11 protein-coding genes are annotated in these 13123 nt (G+C 28.6%); 9 read left to right on the top strand and 2 right to left on the bottom strand.

The window, feature by feature from the left end; genetic code table 11:
* From B2W91_RS07055 to B2W91_RS07045, 3 genes are all read left to right on the top strand, one after another.
* A partial coding sequence (locus tag B2W91_RS07055) for a class I tRNA ligase family protein (RefSeq protein WP_291579688.1) occupies nucleotides 1-1491 on the top strand: 1491 nt, incomplete at its 5' end.
* A gap of 338 nt (nucleotides 1492-1829) precedes the next feature.
* A complete protein-coding gene (locus tag B2W91_RS07050; protein ID WP_291579687.1) occupies nucleotides 1830-2033 on the top strand; it encodes a hypothetical protein in 204 nt (67 codons plus the stop codon).
* 68 nt (nucleotides 2034-2101) lie between these two features.
* Complete coding sequence (locus tag B2W91_RS07045) at nucleotides 2102-2758, top strand: Fic/DOC family protein (protein ID WP_291579686.1); 657 nt, start codon at nucleotides 2102-2104, stop codon at nucleotides 2756-2758.
* A 223-nt stretch (nucleotides 2759-2981) separates the two neighbouring features.
* On the opposite strand, the gene B2W91_RS07040 is transcribed toward B2W91_RS07045, so the two are convergent.
* Nucleotides 2982-3401: a bis(5'-nucleosyl)-tetraphosphatase gene (locus B2W91_RS07040; RefSeq protein ID WP_291579685.1), complete on the bottom strand. Its 420-nt coding sequence runs from the start codon at nucleotides 3399-3401 to the stop codon at nucleotides 2982-2984.
* Between the two features lie 640 nt (nucleotides 3402-4041).
* Between B2W91_RS07040 and B2W91_RS07035 the strand changes: the two genes are divergently transcribed.
* The 4 genes from B2W91_RS07035 to B2W91_RS07020 all read left to right on the top strand — a co-directional run bounded on the left by B2W91_RS07035 (nucleotide 4042) and on the right by B2W91_RS07020 (nucleotide 9674).
* Nucleotides 4042-4758 carry an ABC transporter ATP-binding protein gene (locus B2W91_RS07035; RefSeq protein ID WP_291579684.1) on the top strand — a complete coding sequence of 239 codons (717 nt, stop codon included), beginning with the start codon at nucleotides 4042-4044 and terminating at the stop codon, nucleotides 4756-4758.
* A gap of 1 nt (nucleotide 4759) precedes the next feature.
* Nucleotides 4760-7156 (top strand): COG1361 S-layer family protein, encoded by a 2397-nt coding sequence (locus B2W91_RS07030; protein WP_291579683.1) that lies wholly within the window; start codon nucleotides 4760-4762, stop codon nucleotides 7154-7156.
* A complete protein-coding gene (locus tag B2W91_RS07025) occupies nucleotides 7149-8459 on the top strand; it encodes an ABC transporter permease (RefSeq protein WP_291579681.1) in 1311 nt (436 codons plus the stop codon). Before B2W91_RS07030 ends, B2W91_RS07025 begins: the two co-directional genes overlap by 8 nt.
* A 135-nt stretch (nucleotides 8460-8594) precedes the next feature.
* Complete coding sequence (locus B2W91_RS07020; RefSeq protein WP_291579679.1) at nucleotides 8595-9674, top strand: M24 family metallopeptidase; 1080 nt, start codon at nucleotides 8595-8597, stop codon at nucleotides 9672-9674.
* Between the two features lie 158 nt (nucleotides 9675-9832).
* On the opposite strand, the gene B2W91_RS07015 is transcribed toward B2W91_RS07020, so the two are convergent.
* A complete protein-coding gene (locus B2W91_RS07015) occupies nucleotides 9833-10315 on the bottom strand; it encodes a tetratricopeptide repeat protein (protein ID WP_291579678.1) in 483 nt (160 codons plus the stop codon).
* Nucleotides 10316-11081: 766 nt separating this feature from the next.
* On the opposite strand from B2W91_RS07015, the gene B2W91_RS07010 reads away from it, so the two are divergent.
* Nucleotides 11082-12083 carry a M42 family metallopeptidase gene (locus B2W91_RS07010; protein ID WP_291579677.1) on the top strand — a complete coding sequence of 334 codons (1002 nt, stop codon included), beginning with the start codon at nucleotides 11082-11084 and terminating at the stop codon, nucleotides 12081-12083.
* Between the two features lie 195 nt (nucleotides 12084-12278).
* Nucleotides 12279-12827: a YcxB family protein gene (locus B2W91_RS07005; protein ID WP_291579676.1), complete on the top strand. Its 549-nt coding sequence runs from the start codon at nucleotides 12279-12281 to the stop codon at nucleotides 12825-12827.
* The last annotated feature ends 296 nt before the right edge of the window (nucleotides 12828-13123 follow it).

Genomic DNA, 13123 nt, shown 5'->3' with positions numbered 1-13123 from the left:
TTTGTTCCAGAAAGATTTGAAAAAATCTACTTTAACTGGATGGAAAATATTCAAGATTGGTGTATTTCAAGACAGTTATGGTGGGGACATAGAATTCCAGTTTGGTACTGTAAAGATTGTGGTGAGATAATAGTTAAAGTAGATGCACCAGAAAAATGTACTAAATGTAATTCTACAAACTTAGAGCAAGATAAAGATGTTTTAGATACTTGGTTTAGTTCAGCATTATGGCCATTTTCAACATTAGGATGGCCTGAAAACACAGAAGATCTAAAATATTTCTATCCAACGAGCACTTTAGTTACTGGTCCAGACATTATTTTCTTCTGGGTTGCTAGGATGATATTCTCAGGATTATACAATATGGAAGAAGTGCCTTTTGACACTGTATTTATTCATGGTATTGTAAGAGATGACCAAGGAAGAAAAATGTCTAAGTCTCTAGATAACGGTGTAGATCCACTAGAAGTAATTGAAAACTATGGAGCAGATGCACTAAGATTTTCATTAGTTACAGGAAATGCACCAGGAAATGATATAAGATTCTATGAATCAAGAGTTGAAGCAGCTAGAAATTTTGCTAATAAGATTTGGAATGCATCAAGATTTGTTATGATGAATTTTGATGAAGAGTTAATGGAGAAGTTTAAAGATAATAAAAACTATTCAATAGCTGATAAATGGATATTATCAAGATTAAATACTGTTATTAAAGAAGTTACTGAAAATATAGAGAAGTTTGAAGTTGGAATAGCGCTTCAAAAAGTATATGACTTTATGTGGACAGAGTTCTGTGATTGGTATATAGAATTAGTGAAGCCAATATTATATGGTGAAGATGATGAAGCTAAGGGTGTAGTATTAAATGTTTTAAATAAAGTATTAGTTTCAGGATTAAAATTACTTCATCCTGTAATGCCTTTCATTACAGAGGAAATATACACTCATTTAAAAGTAGAATCTGAATCTATAACTACTTCTAGCTGGCCAGAATTTACAGAAGAACTTGAAGATAAGGTAGCAGAAGAATATATGAATTATATTATAGATGCTATCAAGAACACTAGAAATGCTAGAAGTGAAATGAATGTACCACCTTCAAGAAAAGCTAAAACTTATATCTATGCTACAGAAGCACTAGAAGCTTTTAAAGAAGGAATAACTTATTTTGAAAAATTAGCTTCAGCAAGCGAAGTTATAATATTATCTTCTAAAGAAGAAGCTCCAGAAAATGTAGTTACTGTAGTTTCAAAAGGTGCAGAAATCTACATGCCACTGTTAGAGCTTGTAGATGCAGAAAAAGAGCTTGAAAGATTAAACAAAGAAAAAGCTAAGTTAGAATCAGAAATAGATAGAGTTGAAAAGAAACTATCTAATGAAAGATTTGTATCAAAAGCTCCAGCAGAAGTTGTTGAAGAAGAAAAAGCTAAAGGTGAAAAATACAAAGAAATGTATAAAGCTGTACTTGAAAGTATAGAAAACTTAAAATAGGAAAAAGCATGGGAAACCATGCTTTTTTTTGAGGAGTATTTTAAGAATATTACACCAAATTGTAATAAAATAAAAAAACATGTAGATTTACTATTAAATACATAATATACTATAACTATACATTTATTATATATAATTACCAATGAAAAACACCCAATTTAGAATGTACTTATTGATTATCAAACCTTTCAATGCACATCAGACAGACTTTCCCTAAAAATATATACATAAGATTTATAGTTAACAATTTAATAAGCTTAAGAGTTAATGTTGAAATACCGCAGATAATGACATGTAAAACAAAGAAAATCAATAAAATGTTAGGAGGATTATAATCTATGAACAAAAATAAAGTTGATGAAAAAAGTGTAGATGAAGCTATAAGGAGTGCTGAAGGTAGTCTAAAATTCGATGGACAAACTTTGAATGAAGAAGAAAAGCAGATGATAAAAGAACATTTGATGGGAAATTGCTCTGATAAAGAATTTATAGAAAAGGTTAAAGAATATTCTAAGCAATTTAATACAGAAAATAATAAATGATTAGTAATAAAAAACTTAAGATAGTAAAAGAGATAAATTCATAGTAAATAAAGGGGGATAATATACTTATGGAAGCTTTACACAAAAAAGAAGATTATCAATCTTCTTATTATTATGAGGGAACTAATGTCTTAAAAAATAAATTAGATATAAAAAATAAAGAGAATTTAGAAATTATAGATAAAATTATTTCGGTAGATAGAATATCCAAGTTAAAAGAAAATCCTATAAAAGGTAAATTTGATGTTAATCATCTTATGAAAATTCATAAATTTATTTTTGGTGATATTTATCCCTTTGCAGGAAAATTTAGAAATGAAGAGATAGATTTAGGTGGTGGATTTGCACCGATAAAGCATCTGGGGGAAGCCACACATGAGGTGCTTAATAGTCTGAATAAAGAAAGATATTTAAAAGGATTGGATGTAGATAAAACCTCTGAGAAGTTAGCTTATTATATGTCTGAGCTAAATTTTGCACATCCTTTCATGGAGGGAAATGGAAAAGCGCAAAGAGAATTTATAAGGACATTAGCGATAAAAAATGGATATAAATTAGATTGGGATAAGGTAGATAGTGATAAACTTCTAGATGCAACTATAACGGCAACAAGAGAGTATGATACAGATAAATTATCGCAATTGATAAAAGATTGCATAGTAAATAAAGAGCCGGATAGAAATATTTCCAAGATACTTAATAAAGAGATAGAATATGAAAGATAGCTTATAAAATCATATATTGAAAAGACTATATTATTTTTTTAATATAAAGCTTATATTATATAAAAATAATATAGGGCAAGCAATTATCTTTTATTATAAATTTTAAAATAAAAATTAGTAGCTTTTGCTTTTTATTTTGTAATGAACATATTAAAACAAAGGCTACTAGTTTTTTAAAAATATTATTTTTGAAATCTGTTATAAATTGATAAGTAGGTAAAATTTAATTATGGCCTTTATGCTGAAGAAAATTATAAGCTTCTTTTAATATTTCTTGTTGATTATTATAGGTTAATAAGTTAAGCATGTTTTCAAAGTTATCCCATTTATATTCATGAATTTCTTTGTAATTAATAGTTGCAGGTTCTTTTGATAACTCTGCTAAAAAGAATACTACTTCTTTTTTTATATCTTTATTTAAGTTATAGTCTATTTTCATTCTAAATCCATCATGAATATTAATATTTATGCCTGCTTCTTCAAGAACTTCTCTTTTTGCAGTTTCCTTTTCAGTTTCTTCAAATTCTACATGTCCCTTAGCAAATCCCCAATGATTAGAAAGTTTACTTTTAACCGCTAGAAATTCTAAACTTTTATCTATCTTTCTATATACTACTGCACCACATGATTTTTCAAACTTCATAACATATCCTCCTTGTTAAGTAATTTTATATCTTAAAAGTAATTAAAATTATATTCTGTTTTTATGGATATATTTCCTTTAATAAATAAAAAATATTATATTGTAAAGAAAATAATAACAGAAGCTTTGTCGAAATTTTTTTGATTTCTTATTATTTTGTAATCTATAATTAATTTATTTGTAAGATTAAAAAGGTATAATATTAAAAGGATATATTATTTTTTAATTTATATTTTAAAATATTTTAATTCATTGCATAAATAGATGGTTTATATTTGCACGTAATTATTTTTAAATTTTACTTTAAACCTGTTAGAAAATTAGTTTTTTATAAATTTGACAGTGATTTAGTTGAAAAATTATAAGCTTTTTATACATAACTTTAATTTTTTTTACTTTTTAACTTACAATATTTATAATAAATATAAACTTATTCTATAAAATGGTTGTTTTTAGTGTTAAATGTAAAAATTTTTCTGCAAATTTAAATCTGTTATATTTAAAAAGAAAAATTAGGTATTTTAAAAAAATAATTAGGTAAAAGGGAGGTGTTCTGATGATGAATATAGAAAAAGCTAATAGGCTTTTAAAAAAATGAAGAAATGGAGAAAAGTAGGAAAGTAGACGGTGAGGTTTAATTTTGGGGAAAATAATTGAATTAAAAAATGTAAGAAAACTCTACAGGATGGGTGATGAAAAAATTGTAGCTCTTGATAATATAAATTTAGAAATATATCAAGGGGAGGTAGTATGTCTTTTAGGGACCTCAGGGTCTGGTAAAAGTACCTTGCTAAATATGATGGCTGGCTTAGAAAAGCCTTCTAGGGGAGAAATAATCATAAAGAACAAGCATATTGAAAAGATGAGTGAAAATCAGCTAGCAGCTTTTAGACAAAAATATATAGGGTTTGTGTTTCAATCTTATAATTTACTACCAACTCTTTCTGCAATGGAAAATGTTACATTGCCTTTAATATTTAGGAGCATTTCAAGTTCAAAACGAAATGAAAAAGCTAAGAAAATGTTAGAAGCTGTAGGGCTACAAAAGAGGCTTGATCATAAACCATCTCAAATGAGTGGAGGACAACAACAAAGGGTTAGTATAGCAAGAGCCTTTGTAGGAAATCCCAATATAGTTTTTGCGGACGAGCCTACTGGAAACCTGGATACTAAAACCACTCTAGAAATAATGGAATTAATAACTAAAATGGCTAAAGAGCAGAATCAAACACTAATAATAGTAACTCATGACATTGAAATTTCTTGTTATGCAGATAGAGTTATATATATACGAGATGGAAATGTAGACAAGATAGAAATAAACAAAGACAATACGGGGGATAAAGGAGAAGAATAAAATGAAAAAAATTATAGGGTTATTACTGGGGATAGTAATGATGTTAACTAGTATACCTTTTGAGGTAATGGCAAGTGAGAGTAATAAGTATCAAGAAGGTATAATAGTTACTGGATATAAGCTATCAGATGAAAAAAAGAAAAGTATATATGCAAATGATAGCTTTGATATTATTATCACTTTTGATTTGGATGAAAATGTAAAAGATGCTGTTGTTGGTATTGATAAAGCTTCGGCTTTCGCATCAAAAAATGGTTCGAAAGTTAAAATAGAAAATAAAAAAGCAACATTTCAATTAAAATACAATGGTGATAGTAATACAAATTTACCCCTTACAATTAAATATAATGATGGTGGGGAAGAAAAGGTTACTACAGACTTTATTGCAATAACACAAGCAGTACCTAAAAGTACAGAAATAGAAAAAGAAAAAGAAGAAAAACCTGTAGATACAAGAAAGTACGTACCAAAACTTAATTTAGTAAATAAAAGTATTCCTACTATTGATGCAGGGCAAAGTGAAACAATTACTTTCACTATAAGAAATACCGGTGGATATACTGCAGAAAATATAGTGGTAACTCCTGAATTTGGAGATGGAAGCACTCCATTAACTATAGAGGATTTAAGTGCAACTAGAGTTATAAAGAAGATTTCTTCAGATAAGACTGAAAACATAAGCTTTAAAGTAACAGCAGATTCAAATGCAGCTGAGAAAAGTTATTCTATTAAATTAAACTATAGCTTTACAAATGCTTATGATGATCCATTTACTCATTCCGAAACTGTATATGTAAAAGTAGTAAATAAAAGTACTCCTATCGCATTAGTAGTTGATAGAGCAGTGACTAATCCAGCTACTATTACTCCAGGACAGAAGTTTAAAGCTAGTTTTACCATCAAAAATAAAGGAAGCCTTCAAGCTAGAGATGTAAAATATAGCCTTGATGGATTTGCAGAAAGTGGTCTTTCTATAGTAGGGGGTTCTAATAACAAGCATAGTGACGTGCTAGCTGGATATGATCAAACTGTTATAGAGTATGATCTTCAAGCATCAAAAAACATTAAAAATGGAAGTCATCCACTAGATCTTAAAATTAGTTATAAAGATACTCAAAATCAAAAGTGTGAGGAAAGCGCTAAAGTTTTTATAACTGTAGGGGGATCCAGTGCAACACTATCTGATTTATCAATACAAAATATCAATTACCCTAAAAATGGAGTTAGCCCAAATCAAGATGTACGAATTACTTTTGACCTTAAAAATCAAAGTAAAGCAAAGGTATCTAATGTAAAAGTTACACTAGATAGTGGAGATCCTGCAATGGTGCCTAAAACTGCAAATGTAAAAAAGTTAGATAATCTAGAGCCAGGAAAAGTAGCTAAATTAGATTTCACTTTCTTTGCTACTTCAGAAGCCACTACTAAAAATTATCCAATAAGTATTAATGTAGAGTTTGATGATCAAGCAGCTACAGGTGGTGAAGAAGGTAAAAGCAATAAAATAACTCAATATGTAGGAATATTAGTTAATGGAGCAGATTCAAATAAATTAACTCCTAGATTAATAATAGATAGGTATAGTTTTGAGCCTAATATAGTAAGAGCGGGAGAAAAATTTGATTTAAACCTTTCTTTCGTTAATACAAATGCAAATAAGGCTATAAGTAATGTTAAAATTTTCTTAACTGCTAATGAAGAAGAAAGTGGAAATGTATTTACTCCAGTGGATAGTAGTAATACTTTTTATATAGAATCTATTCCAGCAAAAGGAAGTATAGAAAAGAAACTTAAATTTTCTACCATTCCTGATGCAAAGGCAAAAACCTATACTATAACTGCCAATTTTCAATATCAAGATGAAACAGGAAAAGACATTGAGGCAACAGAGCTTATAGGTATACCTGTAGTACAACAGGCAAAACTTCAAATTGGTAATAAGGATATTCCAACAGAAGGTTATGTAGGAATGCCTATACCAATTAGTGTACAATTTTTCAATACTGGTAAAGTACCTCTAGACAATATGATGGTAAAGTTAGAAGGAGACTTTGAGATTGAAAATGGAAGCTCTTATATAGGTAAATTTGAAATGGGTACTACTGAGAATTACGATGGAACTATTATTCCAAATAAAACAGGACCTTTAAAAGGAAAGTTAATATTCTCTTATGACAATACTGCTGGTGAACATATAGAACAGATACAAGAAATTAATATAAATGTTTTAGAAGGTGCTCCAATGGATCCTAATATGCCAGAGGAAACTCTAGAAGGAAATAAAAAAGGCACTGGAACGGTACTTATTTGGTCTATTATCACAATAGTAGCTGCTTCAGCTGGATTTATTATTTGGAGGAAAAGAAAGAAAAAGAAAGGTGAAACCTTAGATGAATAGTTTAGATATCGTCAAAATGGGGCTTAAAAATTTATGGCGAAGGAAACTTAGAACATTTCTTACTATACTAGGGGTAATTATAGGTACAAGCTCTATTATCACAATGCTATCTTTAGGTTTTGGAATGACTGAGAGCTATAAAAATCAAATAAGCCAAATGGGTAGCCTTAATACTATTACGGTATATGAGGATTTTGGCGGAAATGGCCCAGGTGGCAATTTAATGGCTAATAAGAAAAAGGTTTACTTAAATGATGAAGGTATATCAAATATATCAAAAATCGAAGGAGTAGAACTAGCAACAGGAGTAATGGATTTACAGATGAAATTAGCTAAAGGCAGATATAACGCTTATGTAACTATAAGAGGTATGGATACTAAAGCAATGGAAGCCTTTGAATTTAATGTTGAAGAAGGAAGAATTTTAAAGACTGGAGATAGTAATCAACTTGTTTGGGGGGCAGAAATAAAAAACTACTTTTTTGATGAAAAAAGTTCAGGATATGGAATGCCGCCAGAAATAAATCCGATGAAAGATCAGATAACCATGGAATTTAATATTTATGATTCAGATGGAAAGCCTAAAAAAATGAAAAAACCTATAAAGCTTAGTACAGTAGGAATTTTAAAGGGCGGTGACTTTGAAAAAGATAGGTATATGTTTACTAGTTTAGAGTATGTTAAAAAGCTTCAAAAAGAGCAGGATAAATTAGATACTGTCAATAAAAATAAGACTAAAAGTAAAAATAAATATGGAGAAATTTTAGTTAAAGTTGATGATATAAATAAAATTCCAGATATCCAAAAACAAATTAAAGATATGGGATATGGTGCTTTCAGTCTTAATGACATTCTTGAGCAGGTAAAGAGTACTATGAGTATAATGCAAGCTATATTAGGAGGAATAGGAGCAATATCACTACTGGTGGCTGCTATTGGAATAGCTAACACTATGATAATGTCAATATACGAAAGAACTAGGGAAATAGGTGTAATGAAGGTTATAGGAGCTCAATTAAAAGATATAAGAAGAATATTTTTATTTGAAGCAGGTATGATAGGATTATCTGGAGGAATCTTAGGAATAGGATTAAGCTATCTATTATCCTTAATACTAAATATAGTGGGTGCAAGCCTAAATATATTTGGAGATATGGGACCGGGCGCTAAGCTTTCAATAATTCCATTATGGCTTGTAGCATCGGCACTAATTTTTAGTACTTTGGTAGGACTTATATCAGGATTCTATCCTGCAAGAAGAGCTATGAAACTTAGTGCTTTAGAGGCTATTAAGACAGAATAAAAACAAACTTCATATGTTATAATGAAAGTATATAAATACTTAAGGAAAGGGGGTTGCCAAAACTAAAGTACCATAATCACTAAAATAAAAACTTAGATGATTTTATAGAATTTTGGCAACGACGGTTTATATAATATGAAGATAGAAAGACTTAATAAAGTTCTAAAAGTGATGAAAGAGCAAAATATACCACAAATCATAGTATGTGATCCACCATCCATATTTTATTTAACAGGCAAGTGGATTAGTCCAGGTGAAAGACTGCTTGCACTTTATTTAAATATAGAAGGAAATCATAAACTGTTTTTAAACGAATTATTTCCAGTTTATGAGGACTTAGGAATTGAAAAAATATGGTTTAATGATTCACAGGATGGTGTGGAGATAATTTCTAAATATGTTGATAACTCAAAGGTAATAGGAATTGATAAAAATTGGCCGTCAAGATTTTTATTAAGACTTATGGAATTTACTGAAGGATGCAAATTTATTAATGGCTCTCCTGTCCTTGATACTGTAAGAATGTTCAAAGATGAAGAAGAAAAAGACTTAATGAGAGATGCTTCAAAAACAAATGATATGGCAATGGAAAAAATCATAGGCCTATTATCTAAAGAGAAATATAGTGAGAAGAAAATGGCTCAGATGCTTTTAGATATTTATGAAGGTATGGGAGCTGATGGTTATTCATTTAGTCCTATAGTTGCTTACGGAGCTAATGGAGCAGATCCCCATCATGAAGTAGATGGTTCTATGGTAAAAGAAGGAGATAGCATAATTATAGATATAGGATGTTTAAAAAATTCTTATTGCTCAGATATGACAAGAACAGTTTTTTATAAGTCTGTATCCGATAAAGCAAAAGAGGTTTATAATATTGTTCTAGAAGCAAATAAAAAGGCTATAGAAGTAGTTAAGCCGGGAGTAAGATTTTGTGATATAGATGCAGCGGCAAGAGATCACATAGAGAAAGCTGGCTATGGCAAATATTTCACCCATAGAACAGGACATTCTATAGGCATAGAAGTTCATGATTTTGGTGATGTATCTTCAATAAATACGGATGTAGTAAAACCGGGAATGATATTTTCTATTGAACCGGGGATATATTTAACAGGAGAATTTGGGGTAAGGATAGAAGACTTGGTATTAGTAACAGAGGATGGTTGTGAAGTTTTAAATAAATATGATAAAGAATTAAAAGTTATTGGATAAAAAGATTATGGAGATAGAAATATCTCCATAATTTTTTTACAATTAGCCATGAAGTATTATTGTAAAATTAGGATGTCTAATAAAGAATTATGAGCAAAACTCCATCGTTGAAGTCTTTAGAGCTTTTGAGAGTAAGTTTTATATAAAATTTAAGTAAATTACCATCTCATATCTAGTTTGTCAGAATAAAATTGTAATACTTTTTTGTATCTCATTATATTTTCATCATTTGAAGTTTTAGCTAAAACTTTTAATAAGATTTCTATGGATTTTTCATGCTCTTTTAAGTTGTATAATGTCATTGCATAAAATACTTTAATTGCATTATTTTTAGGAAATATATTTAATCCATATTCAAATACTTGTCTTGCTTTAACGTATCTACCTAAAGCTCTATAATTATTTCCTAAATTTATTATTGCTTCCTGTAAATCATTCCTAGGCAGCTCACCATATATCGCATTTTCGTAATAATGTATAGCATGTACGTCTAAACCTAAAGCATCTAATCCACAGGCACAATGATAATTTATCATAGCATCTTCAGGATGTGCGTTTGCTAGCTCAACCAACAGTTCATTAGATTCTCTTAGTTTACCACTTTTTCTTAAGTTAATTGCTAAATCCAAATCTCTATTCATGTTAATCCCCTCTCTATGATTTAATAATAAATATTTATTTTGATATGTTAATTCACAACTTATATTAGTGCACAATTTATATTAGTGCACAGTGCACAATTCACAATGCACAGTTAAGGAGGAAATTATTTTTAATCAAAATAATTTCTTTAATAGATTTTTTAACTAGCAATACAATTGCTAGTTTTCCACCTATGGGGAACTTAATCAATTGAGAATTGAAAATGGAGAATTGACAATTGTGGTGGAGATTAATTTTTATAAATCAATTTCTTTAAATAGATTTTTGAATAAAAGTGACTGCGTCACTTTAAAAAGAAATAAATTTAGAACTTCTCTTATAAAAGAGAAGTATCAATAATTCTCCATAATTCTCCATTGTCAATCGTTAATTCTCAATTGTACATGAGTTCCCCTGAGGTGCAGTATAACTCGGAACGATACTAATAAATTTAACTAACACTGTGGAGACACTACATTTGCTAGTGTTTTATTATAGAGGCAAACAGTGTTCGTCGCTATGGAATAAATGTTAATTATTCTCAGGGATAGATCAAATTTAAAAGTGGTACATCTATATATAATGTATATTAAAGTATTACAATAATATTTTAATTTGTAATAAATTTTTAAAATTTAAATATATTTTATTATAAAATTCATATAAATAATTAAACATGAGTTTTATTTCAGTGGAATAAAAAGGAGTTTAATAAGTATTGTAGAAATTACTTTATAAATAGATTTTAATTGGGGGGATAAATATATGTTTCTAAAAAAATTAACGGAAGCTTTTGGTGTAAGTGGATACGAAAAAGAAATTAGAGGGGTTATAAAAGAAGAAATTAAGAATTATGCTGATGATATTATTACTGATCCACTAGGAAACTTAATTGTGGTCAAAAAAGGATATGGAGAGAATAAGAAAAAAATAATGGCTTCTGCTCATATGGATGAAATTGGGTTCCAAGTAATGAAGATTGAGGATAAAGGTACTATAATAGTTAGAGCTTTAGGTGGAATTTTTATAATACCTACTATAATGAGTAGAGTTAAGTTTAGAAATGGAACGATAGGAGTTATTTCTAACTCCTGTGAGATTGAAAGTGTTAAAAAAGATATAACAAAGTTATATATAGATATTGGGGCACAATCTAAAGAGGAAGCATCAAAATATATTAAAATTGGAGATGTAGCAGCATATATTGGGGAATTTGTAGAGCTTAAAAATGATAATGTATGTGCAAAAGCATTAGATAATAGAGTAGGCTGTTATATATTAGCGGAAGCTCTTAAAAAAATAGAAAAGCCGTATAATGATATATACTGTGTATTTTCTACTCAAGAAGAACTTGGTCTAAGAGGTGCTACTGTAGCAGCAAATAGGATAAATCCAGATATAGGTATAGCCTTAGATGGTACTATTGCTAATGATTATCCTAATAGTGGAGTAGGAAGTAATGCTTTAGGTGCTGGAACTGCTGTAAAAATATCTGATGGCAGCGTAATTTGTGATGAATATTTAGTTGAAGAAATGATTAAATGTTGTGAGGAAAATGATATAAAATATCAACGAGATGTTATTTATGCTGGAGGTACCGATGTAGGAGCTATAAATAGATCAAATTTTGGAGTAAGGTGTACTGGAATATCTGCACCAATGAGATATGTCCATGGGCCAAATGCCTTTGTAAATATGAAGGACATAGAGGCATCTATTGAATTGTTAGCTAAATATGTAGATAGGGAGTTTAACTTCGAAGAATAAAATAATATTAAAAGGTTCTCTACAGGTTTTGAAAGATCTTGTAGAGAATTTTTTAGTATTACATATATTTATTAAATTTTCCATAAAATAAACATAATTTCTAATAATAAATATTTATGATCTATAATTAAGGTTTACAATCAATTATTCCTTAATGTATTATAAAAGCATAAGATTAAAATATGGAGGAGAGTTATGGATAACTTGAAGAAAAATGAAGTAAAAGCTAATTTTAAGCTTGAATTTAAAGATTATAAAGATTTTAATATTCATCATAGTAAAAAACATTTTTATGGAGCTGCTATTTTATATTTTGTTTTATTTATAGCTACAATGCTTTTCAAAATATTTTCTAATGGTATGGATGCTCAATTATTAAAGAAAATATTTATTATTGCAATGCCTACAGGGATTTTGCTTGTCAGCCTAATTTTATTAGCTTTTTATTTTCTAATTGCTTTTCATTCAAAAAAGGTTTTTAAAAGTCAAAGACGTTTACAGGAAGAACAAAATTATATTATAAATGATGATGGGATTTTATTAATTAGCAAATCAAGTAATAACAATATAGGTTGGGATAACATTTTTAAAGTAACAGAATCAAAAAACAGTATATTTATCTATTTAGGAGATATCAAATCTATGATAATTCCTAAAAGAGCTTTTAATAGTAATGATGATATAACTATTTTAAAAGATATAATGAAAAGAAAACTTACAGCAGAAAAAATAAAAATTAAGTAAATTTTAGGCTATGAAATGTTAAATAATAAATATTTCATAGCTTTTTTTATTAATACAGAACTTAGAATAATGCACAATTAATGTGGGAATTATTTTTAGATAAAATAATNNTAAAATAATTTCTTTAATAGATATTGTAGCGGTGAATAGTGTTCGCCACCTTTCCACCTCTTGAATTATTTTCGACTTAATTATATATTATTCTAAGTTTTTATACAAAATCCCTATAGATGTTCCTTAGTATATATAAATATCAAATAGTTAATGTTTCTACAATTATTGTAATAATATGAAAA

This window comes from Clostridium sp. UBA6640, from assembly GCF_002455975.1.
In the GTDB taxonomy this organism is placed as follows: Bacteria; Bacillota; Clostridia; order Clostridiales; family Clostridiaceae; genus Clostridium_J.
The sequence above is the reverse complement of the archived record's forward strand: the minus strand, read 5'-3'. Positions and strand labels throughout refer to the sequence as shown.